Source organism: Gemmobacter caeni, assembly GCF_003054195.1.
In the GTDB taxonomy this organism is placed as follows: Bacteria; Pseudomonadota; Alphaproteobacteria; order Rhodobacterales; family Rhodobacteraceae; genus Gemmobacter; species Gemmobacter caeni.
In genome coordinates this window covers 192,646-209,589 of sequence record NZ_QBKP01000009.1, presented here as the reverse complement: position 1 = coordinate 209,589, position 16,944 = coordinate 192,646, and the positions used below count along the sequence as shown (strand labels likewise).

22 protein-coding genes are annotated in these 16,944 nt (G+C 63.7%); 13 read left to right on the top strand and 9 right to left on the bottom strand.

Annotated elements, in window-relative coordinates; translation table 11 throughout:
* Window positions 1–116: 116 nt before the first annotated feature.
* From C8N34_RS15415 to C8N34_RS15380, 9 genes are all read left to right on the top strand, one after another.
* Window positions 117–314, top strand: a complete 198-nt coding sequence (locus C8N34_RS15415; RefSeq protein ID WP_108129534.1) for a hypothetical protein — start codon at window positions 117–119, stop codon at window positions 312–314.
* Window positions 315–343: 29 nt separating this feature from the next.
* Window positions 344–712 carry a hypothetical protein gene (locus tag C8N34_RS15410; protein WP_242013800.1) on the top strand — a complete coding sequence of 123 codons (369 nt, stop codon included), beginning with the start codon at window positions 344–346 and terminating at the stop codon, window positions 710–712.
* Window positions 713–738: 26 nt separating this feature from the next.
* Complete coding sequence (locus tag C8N34_RS15405) at window positions 739–1,599, top strand: DUF2303 family protein (protein ID WP_108129533.1); 861 nt, start codon at window positions 739–741, stop codon at window positions 1,597–1,599.
* A gap of 81 nt (window positions 1,600–1,680) precedes the next feature.
* Window positions 1,681–1,935 carry an Acb2/Tad1 domain-containing protein gene (locus C8N34_RS15400; RefSeq protein WP_108129532.1) on the top strand — a complete coding sequence of 85 codons (255 nt, stop codon included), beginning with the start codon at window positions 1,681–1,683 and terminating at the stop codon, window positions 1,933–1,935.
* A gap of 62 nt (window positions 1,936–1,997) precedes the next feature.
* Window positions 1,998–2,174: a hypothetical protein gene (locus C8N34_RS26400; RefSeq protein ID WP_158640694.1), complete on the top strand. Its 177-nt coding sequence runs from the start codon at window positions 1,998–2,000 to the stop codon at window positions 2,172–2,174.
* 15 nt (window positions 2,175–2,189) lie between these two features.
* A complete protein-coding gene (locus tag C8N34_RS15395) occupies window positions 2,190–2,477 on the top strand; it encodes a hypothetical protein (RefSeq protein ID WP_108129531.1) in 288 nt (95 codons plus the stop codon).
* On the top strand, window positions 2,470–3,189 hold the full coding sequence (locus C8N34_RS15390) for a hypothetical protein (RefSeq protein ID WP_108129530.1): 720 nt from the start codon (window positions 2,470–2,472) through the stop codon (window positions 3,187–3,189). The genes C8N34_RS15395 and C8N34_RS15390 overlap by 8 nt, the downstream gene beginning before the upstream one ends.
* Window positions 3,186–3,467 (top strand): helix-turn-helix domain-containing protein, encoded by a 282-nt coding sequence (locus C8N34_RS15385; protein ID WP_108129529.1) that lies wholly within the window; start codon window positions 3,186–3,188, stop codon window positions 3,465–3,467. Before C8N34_RS15390 ends, C8N34_RS15385 begins: the two co-directional genes overlap by 4 nt.
* A gap of 59 nt (window positions 3,468–3,526) precedes the next feature.
* Entirely contained in the window at window positions 3,527–4,435 is a 909-nt protein-coding gene (locus tag C8N34_RS15380; RefSeq protein WP_242013801.1) for a tyrosine-type recombinase/integrase, read from the top strand.
* A gap of 329 nt (window positions 4,436–4,764) precedes the next feature.
* Here C8N34_RS15380 and C8N34_RS15375 read toward each other — a convergent pair whose 3' ends face one another.
* The gene (locus tag C8N34_RS15375; protein ID WP_108129527.1) at window positions 4,765–5,367 is read right to left on the bottom strand and encodes a CHAP domain-containing protein; all 603 of its coding nucleotides are present in this window, start codon (window positions 5,365–5,367) and stop codon (window positions 4,765–4,767) included.
* Between the two features lie 205 nt (window positions 5,368–5,572).
* On the opposite strand from C8N34_RS15375, the gene C8N34_RS15370 reads away from it, so the two are divergent.
* Window positions 5,573–5,926 (top strand): RidA family protein, encoded by a 354-nt coding sequence (locus tag C8N34_RS15370; RefSeq protein ID WP_054303617.1) that lies wholly within the window; start codon window positions 5,573–5,575, stop codon window positions 5,924–5,926.
* 34 nt (window positions 5,927–5,960) lie between these two features.
* Here C8N34_RS15370 and pgi read toward each other — a convergent pair whose 3' ends face one another.
* From pgi to C8N34_RS15345, 5 genes are all read right to left on the bottom strand, one after another.
* On the bottom strand, window positions 5,961–7,562 hold the full coding sequence (gene pgi, locus C8N34_RS15365) for a glucose-6-phosphate isomerase (RefSeq protein ID WP_108129526.1): 1,602 nt from the start codon (window positions 7,560–7,562) through the stop codon (window positions 5,961–5,963).
* 30 nt (window positions 7,563–7,592) lie between these two features.
* The gene (gene pgl / locus C8N34_RS15360) at window positions 7,593–8,264 is read right to left on the bottom strand and encodes a 6-phosphogluconolactonase (RefSeq protein ID WP_108129525.1); all 672 of its coding nucleotides are present in this window, start codon (window positions 8,262–8,264) and stop codon (window positions 7,593–7,595) included.
* Window positions 8,261–9,715: a glucose-6-phosphate dehydrogenase gene (gene zwf, locus C8N34_RS15355; protein WP_108129524.1), complete on the bottom strand. Its 1,455-nt coding sequence runs from the start codon at window positions 9,713–9,715 to the stop codon at window positions 8,261–8,263. The genes pgl and zwf overlap by 4 nt, the downstream gene beginning before the upstream one ends.
* Before the next feature lie 142 nt (window positions 9,716–9,857).
* Window positions 9,858–10,442, bottom strand: coding sequence for an HNH endonuclease (locus tag C8N34_RS15350; RefSeq protein ID WP_108129523.1), 585 nt, complete (start codon window positions 10,440–10,442; stop codon window positions 9,858–9,860).
* A 170-nt stretch (window positions 10,443–10,612) separates the two neighbouring features.
* Complete coding sequence (locus C8N34_RS15345; RefSeq protein ID WP_108129522.1) at window positions 10,613–11,830, bottom strand: MFS transporter; 1,218 nt, start codon at window positions 11,828–11,830, stop codon at window positions 10,613–10,615.
* 76 nt (window positions 11,831–11,906) lie between these two features.
* On the opposite strand from C8N34_RS15345, the gene C8N34_RS15340 reads away from it, so the two are divergent.
* Both C8N34_RS15340 and C8N34_RS15335 read left to right on the top strand, forming a co-directional pair.
* Complete coding sequence (locus C8N34_RS15340; protein ID WP_054303623.1) at window positions 11,907–12,536, top strand: DNA-3-methyladenine glycosylase family protein; 630 nt, start codon at window positions 11,907–11,909, stop codon at window positions 12,534–12,536.
* The gene (locus tag C8N34_RS15335) at window positions 12,533–13,189 is read left to right on the top strand and encodes an alpha/beta hydrolase (protein ID WP_108129521.1); all 657 of its coding nucleotides are present in this window, start codon (window positions 12,533–12,535) and stop codon (window positions 13,187–13,189) included. Before C8N34_RS15340 ends, C8N34_RS15335 begins: the two co-directional genes overlap by 4 nt.
* Window positions 13,190–13,292: 103 nt before the next feature.
* Here C8N34_RS15335 and C8N34_RS15330 read toward each other — a convergent pair whose 3' ends face one another.
* From C8N34_RS15330 to iscR, 3 genes are read right to left on the bottom strand one after another with little or no spacing between them, the layout of a single operon-like run.
* The gene (locus C8N34_RS15330; RefSeq protein WP_108129520.1) at window positions 13,293–14,045 is read right to left on the bottom strand and encodes a squalene/phytoene synthase family protein; all 753 of its coding nucleotides are present in this window, start codon (window positions 14,043–14,045) and stop codon (window positions 13,293–13,295) included.
* A complete protein-coding gene (gene cimA, locus C8N34_RS15325; RefSeq protein WP_229825662.1) occupies window positions 14,042–15,679 on the bottom strand; it encodes a citramalate synthase in 1,638 nt (545 codons plus the stop codon). The genes C8N34_RS15330 and cimA overlap by 4 nt, the downstream gene beginning before the upstream one ends.
* The gene (gene iscR / locus C8N34_RS15320) at window positions 15,680–16,141 is read right to left on the bottom strand and encodes a Fe-S cluster assembly transcriptional regulator IscR (RefSeq protein ID WP_054303626.1); all 462 of its coding nucleotides are present in this window, start codon (window positions 16,139–16,141) and stop codon (window positions 15,680–15,682) included.
* A 142-nt stretch (window positions 16,142–16,283) separates the two neighbouring features.
* Between iscR and C8N34_RS15315 the strand changes: the two genes are divergently transcribed.
* Window positions 16,284–16,943, top strand: coding sequence for an alpha/beta hydrolase (locus C8N34_RS15315; protein WP_054303627.1), 660 nt, complete (start codon window positions 16,284–16,286; stop codon window positions 16,941–16,943).
* The last annotated feature ends 1 nt before the right edge of the window (window position 16,944 follow it).

The following is a 16,944-nucleotide window of genomic DNA, read 5'->3' as shown; positions in this document are numbered from 1 at the left end:
GATCAACCTGCCAGACCCGCTCCGCACCGCCCGCCCGGCGGTCGCCTGAGAGGCTCCGGTGCGGGGCGGCGCGCCGCCCCCATCCCGAACCCCTCCACATCACCGAAGGCAAGCCCATGAAAGCGCCTCAAATCCATTTGAACACCGCCGCCGCCCGCGCCGACCAGTGGTCGCAGATCCTGCATTTCGCGGCGACCGTCGCGCTGGTGCTGACCATGACCGGCGGCGCGCTGGTAATCGCCCGCACCGCCATCGCCAACGCGATTGGCATGCCCGCCGTGCTGGATCAGGCCACCGAACGCGGGGGGATGTGATCGAACCGCCACCAACCGGAGAGCCCGCGATGCACGCGCTGAAACCCCACCCCCAGATCGGAGCCGCCGCAATGTTGCGCCACGAACTGAACTTCCTCGAATTCCTCCAGACCTTTCGGCGCGGCGAATTGCTGGCCGCAGGCGATGGCCGTCTGACCGAGTTGATGGAGGCGATCCGCGAAACCGGCCAGGGCGGCAGCCTAACCCTGAAGTTCAACTTCAAGGTCAACAAGGCAGGCCAGCTGGAAATCACGCCCGACCTGTCGATCAAGCGCCCGCAGCGCGCCATCGGCACCGGCATTTACTACGCCACCGATGACGGTCGCCTGACCCGGCGCGATCCCAACCAACTCGACATCGAGGATGAAATCGAGCGGCGGCGCGGCAGCGATACCTGATTTTTCACCCAGAAAGGACGCCTCAAATGGCACAGAAGATTGAAACCACTGCCTCGCCTGCGCTGCCCGTGATCAGCGCAGGCGAGGAACTTGAGGCCGCGATCCGCGCCGCGCGCCTCGCCGATCCCGTGATCGACGGCCCCGACGGGCGCCGGCATGTCTTTGTCCCGCGCGACTTCAACCTGTCGCAACTGCCCGACGACACCCGCCTGCCGGCGATCCCGGCGCAGCGCGTCATCGTGGATGACCGTGCCAGCCTTGTGACCTATGCCAACCGCTTCCGCGATGATCGCTCGATTATCGTGGCCGACTTCGACGCGCTGGAAATCGCGGCGCATCTCGACTGGCACCCGCACAACGCCATGCCCGACAGCTTCGGCCAAAGCGGCGCGCTGAAACACTCGGTCACGCTGAAGCTGCGCGCGTCCGAGGAATTCCAGCGCTGGGATGCGATGGAGGGCAAGGTGCACCCGCAGGAGGAATTCGCGCGGTTCCTCGAAGAGAACAGCAGCGACGTCGGCTATCCCGAGGCCGCGACCATGGTGGAAATCAGCCGCGATTTCGAGGCGACGGTGGGCCAAAGCTACAAGTCCAGCGTGCGGCTGGACAATGGAGACCGCAAGCTGCGCTTCGAAAGCGAAACCAAGGTGATGAACGATGTGATCATCCCCGAGCGGTTCACGCTGAACATCCCGATCTACAACGGTGAAGAACCCGACACGCTCACCGCCCTGTTCCGCTGGCGCGCAGTGGGCGGCGGGGCCGTCGCCCTCGGTTTCCAGTGGCATCGCGTTGAATACCAGCGCCGCGCCCACTTCGCACAGATCGCCAGCACCGCTGCCGAAGAAACCGGCCTGCCGTGGATCATGGGTCGCAAGGCCACCTGACCTTCCGGTGACCGCCCGCACGCCGGGCGGCATCCAGGCAAACCGACCCGGCGGCACCGGGAACGCAAACGAGGATTGCCAATGAACACCATCGACAGCACAAGCGATCAGCGCACCGCCAACAATGCCGTGCGGCACACCTATCGGACCCTGACCGATGCCGAGAAGGCGCAAATGCAGGATGTCAAGGATATGGGCGCAGCCTTCATCGGCAAGCTGCACGAGATTGGCGGGACGGACCCGGCGGGTGACCGTCTCGCATCCCGCGATCTGGCATTGGCCCAGACCCACGCCGAGGACGCAGTGATGCGCGCCGTCCGCCATATCACCGCCTGACCTTCCGGTGACCGCCCGCACGCCGGGCGGCATCCAGAGGGCCAGATAGGAGATAGGCCATCATGCCCAGAAAGAACGCCCGCCCGGCCGCGCGAAAGCGCCAGGAAAAGCTGAATGCGAAGCTGGCCCAGAAGGCACGGTTTGACGCCAAGGCGAGGCCGATCCTTGCGAACCCGCGCCACGGCGATGGTGTCCTACTGGCGGCGCTCGCGGCCGGCATTTTCAACCAGTCCAAGTAACCCGCGAGGCCACCCATGCCTGACACCCACACCACAGACCACACCGCCCTCGCGGCAAACCTCCGCTGCCGCGTGGCCGAACGCGCGATCTGCGATGACAGCCTCACCGTGCTTGTGCCGCTTGGCGAGTTGCGCGCGACGGTTGCCGAGGCGGCAAGACTGCGGACACTGCTCGCCAGAAACATGGTGTTTGACAAGGGCAGCGCAGAGGATGCGGCCGACGCGCTTGGTGGATTTCCAGCTGTGATCGAGCTTGTAGAAGCGCATCACGCGGAGTGCGATGGGGAGGCGCGGCATGCCTGACCCTCTCCGCGTCCTGATCGGCTGTGAATGCAGCGGCATGGTCCGCCGGGCGTTTTCTGCGCTTGGGCACGATGCTTGGTCGGTTGACCTGAAGCCCGCCGAGGACGGCAGCAACCGGCATTTTGTAGGGGACGTGCGCGACTACCTGCACATGGACTGGGATCTGCTGGCGGTGATGCACCCACCCTGCACCAGACTTGCAAACAGTGGCGTGCGGTGGCTGAAAAGCCCTCCGGGCAAGCTGACCAGCAACTACAGCCGGGCCGAGCGCGAGGCATATGCGCAGATGGACGAGGCCGAGCGGCTGGTTTTCATGTGGCGCAGCCTTGAAGATGGCGCCGCCCTGTTTTCGGCGTGCTGGAATGCACCGATTGACCGGATCGCAGTCGAGAACCCGGTGATGCACCGCCACGCGAAACAGCGGATCATCGGATTTCAGCCGCATGCGCAGAGCGTCCAGCCTTGGCACTTCGGAACGACCGAAGACGGCCCCGACAACGTGAAGAAGCGAATTTGCCTGTGGCTGCGCGGCCTGCCGCAGCTGACGCGCACCGGCACATTGGACGGGTCAACTGCCCGCCCGGAAATTCATGAGGCTACCCCGAGCGAAGATCGCGCCGCAGATCGTGCGCGGTTCTTCCCCGGCATCGCCGCAGCGATGGCGGAGCAATGGGGCGGATATGCGACCGAAGAAATCAGGAGGTCCGCATGACCACGCCGACCCTGTTGACGCCGGTCGAAGCGGCCAAGATCCTGACAGTCTCGACAAAGACCTTGCGCCGCATGCGGGATGAAGGGCTAAAGTTCGTGCGGCTGCGGGCTGGCACGATCCGCTACCGGCAGGACGATCTGGACGCATTCATTGAGGCCAAGACCACATGCCATTCCGCCCCAAAAATTCGCGCTTCTGGCACTATGACTTCCAGATCAGGGGTTGTCGATTTCATGGATCTTGCAGCACGGCGGACTTCGAAGAGGCCAAAGCGGTAGAGGCAAAGGCCCGCGTCACTGCGCGGGACAGCCTCGACCGGAAGGCCGTGCAGCCCGGCGTGTTCACCTTGTCCGAGGCCTTGGGCACCTATTACGCTGACATCGCCGAACACCAGCCCTCGGCCCGCACCACCTTGTCACAGACCAAGGCGCTGCTGTCGATCCTGAAGCCGAAGATGGCCCTTGCCGATCTGACCATGGCCGAGGTGCAGCGCTACGTCACCACCCGCCGCGCGACCTGCGCGAATGGCACTGTGAACCGGGAACTGCAATTGCTCGGCCGCGCGATGCGGCACATGGCCCGCGTGCACAAGGCGACCCTGCCGGCAGATGTGGACCTGAAATCCGCTCAGGTGGCCGAGGCTGAAGAGCGTGTCCGCGAACTGACACGCGACGAACAGGCGCGGCTGTTCAATGAACTGCGTCCGGATTTGCACCCGCTGGCGACCATGGCGCTGGCGACCGGCCTGCGACTGGCCGAGCTGGTGGAAATGCAATGGCCCGCGGTCGATCTGGACACCGGCCGCATCAAGATCGTGCAGAAGGGGCAGCGCACCCGCTTCTTCCCGATCAACAGCGAGTTGCGGGCGTTCCTGTCATCGCTTCCGCGCGCCGACACCCTGCCCCATGCCCGCTTCGTGCTGACCTACATCAATCACAAGGCCAAGGGACAGCCGCGCTGGCGCATCACCCAGGGCGGCGGCATCATGGAGGTGTTTCGCGCGGCCTGTGTCGCAGCGGAAATCGAAGACTTCCGGTTCCACGATCTGCGGCACACCTTCGCCACCCGACTCTTGCGCCAGACCGGCAACCTGAAGCTGGTAAGCAAGCTTCTCGGCCACACGCAGATCGAGACGACGATGCGCTATGCGCATGTTCTGGACGATGATATGCGGGACGCGCTGGACAGCTATTCCGTCACCGGACAAGTCCCGAAGAAATCCCCGAAGTCACGCGCAAGCCATTGATTTCATTGAAGCGCGATTTTCTTCCCAAGCTGATGACGAGGGTTCGATTCCCTTCACCCGCTCCAATATCCTGTTTCGCGCTCCATCCCTGGCACGGTCCAATGCGCTGCATTTTGCAATGCGTCGGAACCCGAATGCGTCCGGCGCGTTGATCCTGCGAAAGAAGTGGGAGAATGGATATGTCGCGGCAAGCAAAAGTCATGGCCAAAGCAACACCCCAACCCCTGCCGTTCCTGATGATCGGCGCGATGCTGGGGCTTCTTAGCGGGTGGCTGGCTCTGGCGATGTGACCCCTGCACAGGCCCTGCGGCCTGACAGGCATTCAGCGATCAGCGGTAGATGAAACCGTAAACCGGATTGACGCGGCCGAGGGTGCCGTTGGGATTGGCGACGCGCACCTGCGACCAGTCGTTGCGGGCGGAGACATCGACCACCAGCGTGTCCTGGGTGATGCGGTTTCGTTCCCAGTTCGCCTGATCCACCAGAACGCGGCGACTGTCGACGACATTCGAGACCACCGCCACATGCCCCATCGGCATTTTCCGGCTGCCGCTAAAATTCATCACCGCACCGATTTTCGGCTCCGAGCCGCGCTGATACTTGCCAGCGGCCTGATTCCACCAGGTACGGGCATTGCCACGAATCTCGATCCCGGTGACAGCGCGGGCGAAGGGCACGCACCAGATACGGCCACGCACGGGCTTCAGCGACGCCTTCGCCGCCGCGACGGCAGACTTCAGTTCGGCCCGTCGCTGGTCGGTTTCTTTCGCGGCCTTGTGCAGCGCCGTGCGGCTTTGCTTCTTCGGACCGTTTGAGGTGCTGACACGGGCATTGCTGGCCTTGATGGCTGGCTCATGCCGTTCGGCAAAACTGGCAGTCGGGGGAACGATCAGGCTGAGGGCCAGAAGCGCGGCGCTGAGGGGGCGGATCATGGTCAACGGTCTATTGTTTCGGTGCGGCTTCCGTTTGGCACAGCGGCCGCCAATGCCGCAACTGCGAGAATTTCCGCTGAGCAGATATCCGCCACTGTCCCCGTCCCGGCCCGTGTCCTGCCCGGTGCAGAGCCTGTCGGGAACGGGCTTTCCTTTCCCCGGTTCAACGGCTAGCACGACGCCTGTAGTTCCACAGGAGGCTCGCATGAATACCGATATCAAACGCATCGGCACCGGCGCCCGGATGAGCGAAGGCGTCTGCTACAATGGCATCGTCTGGCTGGCCGGTCAGGTTGGCAACCCCGGTGACAGCGTGGCAGATCAGACCCGCACCTGTCTCGCCGAGGTCGACCGTATCCTCGCCGAAGCGGGCACCGACAAGACCCGCATCCTGTCGACCCAGATCTGGCTGGCCGACATGGCGGATTTTGCCGAAATGAACGCGGTCTGGGATTCCTGGGTGCCACAGGGCCATACGCCCGCCCGCGCCACTGGCGAGGCCAAGCTGGCCGCGCCGGAATACCGGGTCGAGGTCATCGTGACCGCCGCACTGAAGTGAGATGTGAAGGGGGGCCAGAGCGGCCCTCTTTTTCCTAGCTGCGCAGATAGGCGACCAGTTGCCGGGTCGAACTGTCCTTGCCCTCGGCGCTTTCGCGCCCCTCAAGGATCGGTTGCAGCGCCAGCGCCAGTTCCTTGCCCAATTCGACCCCCCATTGGTCATAGCTGTTGATGCCCAGAATCACGCCCTCGACAAACACGCGGTGTTCGTAAAGCGCGATGATCTGACCCAGGGTGAAGGGCGTAAGCTTCGGGATCGCCAGCGTAGTGGATGGCCGGTTGCCCGGAAAGACGCGGTGCCGCGCCTGACGCTCCAGTTCCGCCCCGGTCAGACCCTTCTTCGCCATGATGGCACGGGCTTCTTCCAGACTGCGGCCTCGCATCAGCGCCTCGGATTGCGCAAGGCAATTTGCAACCAGCAACAGATGCTGATGCGCCAAAGCAGGTTCGTGACCCTCTCGCGCCACGATGAATTCACAAGGCACGACACGGGTGCCCTGATGGATCAGCTGGTAGAAGGCGTGCTGGCCGTTGGTCCCCGGCTCTCCCCAGACCACCGGGCCGGATTCGTAAGGCAGATCAATGCCATCCATGCTGACCCTCTTGCCGTTCGATTCCATTTCCAGCTGTTGGAGGTAGGCGGGCAGACGGCCAAGACGCTGGTCGTAGGGCAGCACGGCGCGGGTGGCATGACCGCAGATCTGGTTGTGCCAGATCCCGACCAGAGCCAGCAGAACCGGCAGGTTCTCGGCAAAGGGCGCCTCGCGGTAATGCGTGTCCATATCGGCACCGCCGCGCAGAAATTCAGTGAAATCCTCGGGACCAATGGCGATCATCAGCGACAGACCGATTGGCCCCCACATGGAATAGCGGCCGCCTACCCAGTCTTCGAAACCGAAAACACGCGCAGGATCAATGCCATATGCTGCCGTCTTATCACCGGCCGTCGACACGGCGACGAACTGCGCGGCAGGATTTGTGACCTTTTCCGCCATCCATGCCTTTGCCGTATTGGCGTTGGTCATGGTTTCAATCGTGGTGAAGGTCTTGGAGGCCACGATGACCAGCGTGGTTTCGGGGTTCAGGTGCTTCAGCGTATCTGCAATATGCGCGCCATCGACGTTTGACACGAAATGGCACCGCGGCCCGTCGGCATAGGGGGACAGCGCCAGACAGGCCATGGCCGGGCCAAGGTCCGAACCGCCAATTCCGATATTGACGACATCTGTGATGCGCCCGCCCTGGCCGGTGAAGTGGCCTTCGCGCACATCGCGGGCGAATGCTTCGCAGCGGGCATGGATCGCGCGGACTTCGGGCATGACATCCAGCCCGTCGACAAGGACGCTGCCAGAGAGGTTGCGCAGCGCGGTATGGAGAACGGCACGCCCCTCGGTCTCGTTGATCTTCGCCCCTGAGAACATGGCCTCGCGCCTGTCGGAAACCCCTGCCCCTTCGGCAAGTTTCACCAGAAGATCAAAGGCTTCTGCGTCGATCTGTGTCTTGGAGAAATCAAACAGCATTTCGCCGCGCCGCGCCGAAAATGCCTGTGCCCGATCCTTCGACGACATGAGGTCGCTGATCGTGGTCGCAGCGGTCCGGCTGCGATGGGCCAGAAGCGCGTCAAATTTCGTGGTCATCAAAAGATCCTCTTGGCTGAATCCGCCGGGTCACTCGGCCCAATGGACCGTCGCATTCTTCAACACCGCCGCGACCGGAGCCTCAAGGGGGTCCATGCCCGCCGCACGCTCCACCGCTGCGCGCTTTTCCGCGCCGGTGATCAGGATATGGATATGCATGGCCCCTGCCAGAACCGGCGCCGTGAGGGTGATCCGCGGCTCACCTGCCGCTTCGGCACGCATCGGCAGCAGTACGGGCGCATCCGGGGCCAGCGCCTCGGCCAGACGATCAGCGCCCGGAAACAGGCTGGCAGTGTGCATATCCGCCCCCATGCCCAGAAGAAGGACCGAGATTGGCAGATGCGGCGCAAGCTGCGCCTCCAGATCCGCAAGAAAATCCTCGGGCTGCGGCGCAGGTTGATAAAGCGGCACAAGATTGGCTCGCAAAGCCTTGCCGCGCAACAGCCTTTCCCGCAACAGCCGGGTGTTGGAGCGTGGGCTGTCTTCCGGCACCCAGCGTTCGTCGTTCAGAAAGACCGACACCTTGTCCCAGTCCAGATCGACCCCTGACAGAGTGTCGAAAATCGGCCCCGGCGTGGTGCCACCCGGCACACAGAACGAGGCGCGGTCCTCGCGGCGCAGAAAATCCGCCAGTTCACCCGCCAGCTTGTCGGCCAGCGCCAGCATCATCAGTTCACGGTCAGGGTATTCAACGAAGTTCATGCCTTGATCTCCCGCCAGCGCCGCCCGTCGCGGTGCATCAGCATCAACGCATCTTCCGGCCCCGAGGCTCCCGCGTCATAGCCCTTTGGCCGGTCGCCGCGTGCTTCCCAACCCTGGATGATCGGATCGGTCCAGGCCCAGGCGGCCTCCACTTCGTCGCCGCGCATGAACAGGGTCTGATTGCCGCGGATCACATCCATGATCAGCCGTTCATAGGCGTCGGGCATGTCAGTGCCCTCTTCCCCGAAAGCCTCGGTAAAGCTCATGTCCAGCGGCACCTGCGTCAGACGCATGCCGCCCGGGCCCGGCTCTTTAATCATCACCTTGAGGTTCATGCCCTCATTCGGTTGCAGCCGGATCACCAGCACATTCTCGCGCCAGCCCGAGGCATCGTCAAAAATCGAATGCGGGGGCTCCTTGAAGGTGATCGCGATTTCAGAGGCCCGCGCACGCAGCTTCTTGCCGGTACGCAGATAGAATGGCGTGCCCTTCCAGCGCCAGTTCGCCACCTGAACTTTCAGCGCGATATAGCTTTCCGTCAGACTGTCCGGGTTTTCCGCATCGTCCAGATAGCCGGGTGCGCCGCCTGTGGCCAGATATTGCCCACGCACGATATCCTCGGCAGGAACGGGCTGCAAAGCACGGATAACCTTCAGCTTTTCATCCCGAACAGTATCAGGGTCAAAGTGGAACGGCGGCTCCATCGCAATCAGGCAAAGCAGTTGCATCATATGGTTCTGCACCATATCGCGCATGGCGCCGGACTTGTCGTAATAGGCGCCGCGGCCTTCAACACCCACGGTCTCGGCCACGGTGATCTGCACATGATCAACGAACTGGCTGTTCCACAGCGGCTCGAACAGGATATTGGCAAACCGCACTGCCATCAGATTCTGCACCGTTTCTTTGCCAAGATAATGGTCGATGCGGTAAATCTGATGCTCTGCAAAATGCGTGGCCAGAGTCTCGTTCAGCGCGCGGGCGGTGGCAAGATCGCGGCCGAAGGGTTTTTCCACCACGATGCGGCTGTCGGCATCGGCGATGCCATGCAGATGCAGACGCTCCGCCAGATCGCCGAACAGCGCGGGCGCGACCGAGAAATAGAAGGCGCGCACCGCACCCTGCCGCATCAGCGCGGCCAGCGCGGGCCAGCCGTCTTCCCCTTTGGCATCAATGGCCACATAGTCCAGACGGCTCAGAAACTCTGCAATGGCAGCCGGGTCCAGCTTGTCACCGGCCACAAACTCCTCGATCGCCTCACGCACCAGCGCCTGAAACCCGGCCCTGTCCATCGCGGACCGCGCGGCGCCGATGATCCGGCTGTCTGCGGGCACCTGTCCTGCCAGATAGCGGCGATAGAGGCCGGGAAGGATCTTGCGGCGCGCCAGATCGCCGGTGGCTCCGAAAATCACGAGGTCGAACGTTTCGACCGGGATGACGCGTGAAACCATGGGCCTCTCCTCGCAGCTTTGCGGCGCTGCGCCGCAAGTATGTTAGCGCTAACGATCCGCCTTTTAGCCGCTTCGCATCCGCAAGTCTAGCACTCGCTGCGGGAAAGCGGAATGGCGTGGCGCTTTCATCGCAAGAAGCTGCTCAGGCCTCCAGCTCGGCATCCCAGTACAGATAATCCATCCAGCTTTCATGCAGATGGTTCGGCGGGAAGCGCCGGCCGTGGGCCTGCATCTCTTCCGCGCTCGGCGGCACGGGTTTGCGCATCAGGCGCATGCCGACCTGTTTCAGCGTCTTGTTGCCCTTCTTCAGATTGCAGGGCGAGCAGGCGGCAACCACATTTTCCCAGCTCGTAATGCCCCCCTTGGACCGTGGCAGCACATGGTCAAACGTCAGATCGCCCTTCGATCCGCAGTACTGGCATTTGAATTCATCCCTCAGAAAAAGATTGAAGCGCGTGAAAGCCACGCGCTTCTGGGGTTTGACGAATTCTTTCAGCACGACGACCGAGGGGATGCGGAACTCGGCCCTCTGACTGTGCACCACCGCATCATATTCGGCGAGGATCTGCACCCGGTCCAGACAAACCGCCTTGATGGTTTCCTGCCAGGGCCAGAGGCTGAGCGGATAATAGGACAAGGGGCGATAATCGGCATTCAGCACAAGCGCAGGGTAATGCCGCAACGCCACGGGTTCCCGCACGAAACTGGTTCTGAAATCACCGTCCATTCATCGACTCCGCCATCGTCCCGCCTGCCGTCCCGGCAGTCAGGGCGGGGAGTCCGCCCCGACAGGAGAAACTATATATCGCGTCCGGCGACAGGCAAGCCCCATAGTGTCGGGCATGGTTCTGGCAGGGCCCTGTAACGTCGTGATGACGAAAGCGGCAGATGTCCGGCTCAGCGCGTCTCTTTCGGGCGCAGCGCAAACCAGATCAGCGCGCCGCCGGCCAGAACGAGGAAGGGCAGCATCGCCATGTTGACCGCCGACCAGCCCGCCTGCACCGAACCGCCCGAGCAGTTCATCAATCCGCCCGAGGCGAAGGAGGCCATCGACACCCCGCCGAAAACCACGAAATCGTTCAGCCCCTGCATGGTGCCGCGCTCTGCCGCGGCGTGATGCCCCGCCAGCATGCTGGTGGCGCCGATGAAGCCGAAGTTCCAGCCAATCCCCAGAAGGACCAGCGCGATATAGAAGTTCTCAAGGTTCACCCCGGACATGGCCACCGCCCCCGATCCGGCAAGGATCAGCAGACCAAGCGCAATCACCTTCTCCACCCCGAGGCGCGCGATGATATGGCCGGTCACGAAAGATGGCGCATACATGGCAAGCACATGGGCAGACACGATATTCGCCGCATCCGAGGTTTCGAAGCCGCAGCCCACCACCGCCAGCGGCGAAGAGGTCATCACCAGGTTCATCAGCGCATAGCTGACGGTGGCGCAGACCATGGCGACGATAATCGCCGGATCGCGCAGCAGCTCGCGCCGTGTGCGCCCCGCTGCTGCCCCGGCCCCGCGCACCGCCGGACGGGTGCTTTTCAGCGCCCCGAACAGGAACAGCCCTACGAGGTTCAGTACGATCACCGTCAGATAGCTGCCAAGGAACGGCACGACCATGGCCTGCGAGGTCAGCTTCACCAGCTGCGGCCCGAAGATGGCCGAGGCCAGCCCCCCCGCCATCACCCCGGAAATCGCCTTGGGCCGGAACGCCTCTGACGCCGCATCGGCTGCCGCGAAACGGTAAAAACCCTGCGCCGACATATAGCCGCCGGTCAGCAGGCTCGCCGCCGAAAACACAGCGAATGATCCGATATACAGCCCGTAGGCAGCCACCGCCGCCCCGGCCGCCCCGGCCAGCGCGCCCAGCACGAAACCGACGCGCCGCCCCCAGCGCTGCATCACCGCCGACAGCGGCTGTGCCCAGAGCATGGACCCGATGACGGTCAGCGAGATCGGCAATGTGGCCCAGCACGGGTTGCCCGCCAGCTGGCTGCCCGCCAGCCCGCCGATTGTAAAGATCACCGGCATCTGGGCGCCCAGAACCGCCTGCGCGGCCACGAGAACCCACATGTTGCGGCGGGCGATGCTGTCATTCGGAAGGGATGTCACGCTCATGGCGGCAGCTAATCCGCCCGTGCGCCCTTGCGCAAGGGGCAAGCGCGCCCCTAACCTGCGGCAAATCGGGGGAACCATGGTCGGACGTATCATTGAGGGACCGGCAGATATTGCCGAGGGCATGGACTGGCTGAGCCGCCATGACCGCAGATTCGCCGAGGCACATGCTCTGACCGGCGATCTGCCGCTGCGCCGACGCCCCGAGGGCTTTGCCGAACTCCTGTCCGCCATCGTCAGCCAGCAGGTTTCGGTCGCCTCCGCCCGCGCCATCTGGGGCCGGATGGAGGCGGCGGGCTTCACCACCCCCGAAGCAGTGCAGACGGCCTGCGACGAAGACCTGCGCGGTTGCGGTCTCTCCCGCCCGAAACTGCGCTATGCGCGGGCGCTTGCGGATTCGGGGCTGGATTTCCCGGCGCTGCGGGCGATGCCGGATGACAGGATCATCACGCAACTTGTTGAACTGCCAGGGATTGGCCGGTGGACCGCTGAAATCTACGCTATGTTCAGCCTCGGCCGCGCCGATGTATTCGCTCATAACGACCTCGCCTTGCAGGAGGCGGCGCGGCTGCTGTTCAATCTCGAAAAGCGCCCCAATGAACGTGAGATGCGCGTGATCGCCGCCGAATGGTCACCGTGGCGGGCGGTTGCAGCGCGGCTGCTCTGGGCCTACTACCGTGTGGCAAAGGACCGCGAAGGGATCAGATGATGCTGCAATCGAAACGCAAGGCGCCGCAATCGGGCAAGGCGAAATCCATGGTGATCTTCGTCCATGGCTATGGCGCCGACGGCGATGACCTGCTGGGTCTCGCCGACCCGCTGGCGCCGCATCTGCCCGATACCGTGTTCTACAGCCCCAACGCTCCCGAACCCTGCGTCGGCAACCCTTTCGGCTATCAGTGGTTCCCGATCCCGTGGCTGGACGGATCTTCGGAAGAAGCGGCGCAGGCCTCCATGGCCGTCTCGCTTGAAAAGCTGAATTCTTTCATCGACGCGAAGCTGGCGGAAGAGAAGATCGGCATCGAAGCCCTTGCCCTGGTTGGATTTTCGCAAGGCACGATGATGAGCCTGCATCTGGCTCCGCGCCGCGACAGCGCCATGGCGGGCGTTGTCGGTTTCTCGGGCCGCCTGCTGGTGCCGGAACTGCTCGGCGCTGAAGCGCAGGTGAAGCCGCCAATCCTGCTGATCCACGGCGATGCCGACGAGGTCGTGCCGTTCGAGGATATGGGCCGCGCCGGCGACGCTCTGGTCTCGGCCGGGTTCGAAGTTTATGGCCATGTCATGAAAGGCACTGGTCACGGCATTGCCCCCGACGGGCTGCAAGTCGCCCTGTCCTTCCTGCATGACAAGCTGCCCGGCTGAGATTTGAGTATTTGGGCAAGAAGCAAGGCGCACCCGGTCTTGCTTCTTGAAAAAATACTCCCGCCGGAGGCATCCGACAGCGCCGCAAGCTTGCCGCCGGAAGTTAGAAACGCCCGGTAAGGCTTTGCCAAAGAAGACGTTTGCGGCGCGTGAACTCGGACAGATCCAGGGAGCCATCCGCCACCCGTGCGGGTTCCTGTGCGGCAAACGCAAGAACTGGCCGCGTCAGGAAGGCGGCCAGTGCCGCACCGCGTGGGATAGGGCCGCGCACTGTATCGAGGCGCGCAAGCCCTTCGCGGGCCAGCGCTGCGACGCCAGCAGGCGTCCCGTCAACCAGCGGAATGCGTCCCAGCGTTTCAAGCTGGGGCACCGCGCGCAGGTAATTGGCCAGGGCCTGCGCAGCGCCCAGACTGCGCGCTGCGGGCTCCGCCCGGTCCGGCGCGCCCAGAGCTTTCGCCGCGAGCCACAGCAAAGCCCCGCCAGTTTCCTCAAGATACCGCCACAGCGCGGCGGCATCGGCATGTGGTTCGCGCCAGACATCCCATTGACGTGCGGCGACCATCCCGTCCAGAGCTTCGACCGGCAAGCCTTTGTCACGGATCATATTTCCCAGCGGGGTCATGACCTCATGCGGCTGCCCGCCACCTGCCGCTGCGGCCTCGACCGCATCGCGCCACCATTGCAGGCGCATTTCGGCGATCATCGGCTCTTTGCTCGCCCAGGGCGCACGCGCAACCTCGGCATTGAAGGCGTAGAGCACCGCCAGCGCCGGGCGATCCGCCACCGGCGCAGCCATCAATGCGGCGAAACGCTCCGGGTCGGCGCGCTGCACGATTTCGGCGCAGGCCTCGCTCATGCGGCGCCCTGATCGCGGATCAGCTTCCACTGGATCGCATCGAGCAGCGCCTCGAAGCTCGCGTCCACGATATTCGGGCTGACACCCACGGTAGACCAGCGCCGACCCTGACCATCCTCGCTGTCGATGATGACACGCGTGACCGCCTCGGTGCCGCCCTGGGTGATGCGGACCTTGAAGTCCACCAGCTTCATGTCGTCGATACAGGCCTGATACGGTCCCAGATCCTTGGCCAGCGCCTTGTAAAGCGCGTTGACCGGGCCGCGGTCGGTGCCAGCCTCATCCATGCTTTCCGAGACGGACAGCATCTTGTGACCGTCGATCTTCACCACCACCACCGCTTCCGACAGGGAAACCATGCGGTCGTATTTGTTCTTCCGCCGCTCGACAGTGACACGGTAGCGTTTCACCTCGAAGAATTCAGGGCAGAGGCCCAGTTCGCGCCGCGCCAGCAGCTCGAAACTCGCCTGCGCGCCGTCATAGGCGTATCCCTCGTCCTCGCGGGTCTTGATCTTGTCGAGGATCAGGGCAAGGCGCGGGTCGTTCGGCGCAACCTCGATCCCCGCCGCCGCCAGCCGGGCGCGCAGGTTCGATTGCCCGGCCTGATTGGACATCGGGATCAGCCGCTCGTTCCCTACCAGCGCAGGGTCGATATGTTCGTAGGTCGTGGGGTCTTTCACGATGGCGCTGGCATGCAGCCCCGCCTTGTGGGCAAAGGCCGAAGCGCCGACATAAGGGGCGCTGCGCAGGGGTACCCGGTTCAGGATATCGTCGAGCATGCGCGAGGTCTTGACCAGCCCCGCAAGTGCCGCGTCGCTGACGCCGGTGTCCAGCCTGTCACGGAACGGCGCCTTCAGCATCAGCGTCGGGATCAGCGTGGTGAGGTTGGCATTGCCGCAGCGCTCGCCCAGGCCGTTCAGCGTGCCCTGCACCTGCCGCGCGCCCGCCAGCACGGCAGCCAGCGAATTGGCCACCGCATTGCCGGTATCGTCATGGCAATGGATGCCCAGCCGGTCGCCCGGAATGCCAGCCGCGATCACGGCGCGGGTGATGGTGCCCACTTCTTCGGGCAATGTGCCGCCGTTGGTATCGCAAAGCACGATCCAGCGCGCCCCCGCCCCGAACGCGGCTTTCAGACAGTCCAGCGCATAATCCGGGTTGGCCTTGTAGCCGTCGAAGAAATGTTCGGCATCAAACAGCGCCTCCCGCCCCTTCGTGACCACATGGGCCACGGAGGCGCGGATATTCTCCACATTCTCGGACAGGGTGATGCCGAGCGCGGTGGTGACATGGAAGTCATGGGTTTTGCCGACCAGACAGACCGCAGGGGTTTCCGCATCCAGTACCGCCGCCAGCACATCGTCATTCTCGGCCGAGCGACCTGCGCGTTTCGTCATGCCGAAGGCGGTGAAGGTGGCGCGGGTTTGCGGACGGTCGCGGAAGAAATCACTGTCGGTCGGGTTGGCGCCAGGCCAGCCGCCCTCGATGTAATCCACCCCCAGCGCATCCAGCGCGCGGGCGATCTGCTGTTTTTCCGACAGCGAGAATTGCACGCCCTGCGTCTGCTGGCCATCGCGCAGGGTGGTGTCGAACAGGTAAAGATGCTCGCGCATGACAGGCTGGCTTTCGGTCATTCAGTCTTCATCGACCACGCGGAAGATCGCGGGCACGGCAGGGCACGGGCGCATCTCGTTGCGGATCACATCCGACAGGCGGGTCTGGTGCAGGAACACATAGACATGCGCCGAAAGACCCTCCCACAGCCGGTTGGTCAGCGATTGCGCCCGCGACCCCGACACACCGCCCGAGGCCCCGGCCCCGGTGTGCATGGCGTTCACGGTTTCCTCGACCGCCTCCATCACCTCGGACACGCGGATGTCCGAGGGGCTTCGCGACAGGCGGTAGCCGCCGCCGGGGCCGCGCACCGCCTCCACCAGACCGGCACGGCGCAGCTTGACGAAAAGCTGTTCCAGATAGGGCAGCGAAATATCCTGACGCTTCGAAATCTCGGCCAGCGACACCAGATCCTCGGGTTTCGCCAGCGCCAGATCGGCCAGAGCCACCATGGCATAGCGGCCTTTCGTCGACAGTTTCATCGCCCGCTTCCCCCAAATCCATTGACGCCACCGGCAGGGGCGCTTAACTCACCTGAACCCCCGGGGCCTTGCCCGACGGGACTTAATGGAACCGCCCGGATTGCGCAATCTCCGAAGGGCGGACGACAGTAAAGGCGACGAAATGCCCGAAGTGATCTTTGCCGGCCCGGAAGGCCGTCTTGAAGGCCGTTACCACCCGCAAAAGGAACGCGACGCCCCGATTGCCATCGTCCTGCATCCGCACCCGCAATTCGGCGGCACGATGAACAACAAGGTAGTCTACAACCTTCATTACGCCTTCTACAACATGGGCTTCACCGTGCTGCGGTTCAACTTCCGCGGCGTGGGGCGCAGCCAGGGCGAGTATGATCAGGGCATTGGCGAGCTGTCGGACGCCGCCTCGGCGCTGGATTACCTGCAAAGCATGAACCAGAACGCCAAGCATTGCTGGGTCGCCGGCTTCAGCTTCGGCGCCTGGATCGGCATGCAGCTTCTGATGCGGCGGCCAGAGATCACCGGCTTCATCAGCGTGGCGCCGCCGGCGAACATGTATGATTTCAGCTTCCTCGCGCCCTGCCCGTCCTCGGGTCTCATCATCAATGGCACCGCCGACCGCGTGGCACCGCCGAAGGATACCGTGAGCCTCGTGAACAAGCTGCACGAGCAGAAGGGCATCACCATCACCCACGAACAGATCGAGGGCGCGGATCACTTCTTCAGCAATGAAGAGGCGCATATGAAGCCCATGATCGACACGGTGTCCAGCTATGTGACCCGCCGTCTGGGGGAAGGCAGCCGCTGAC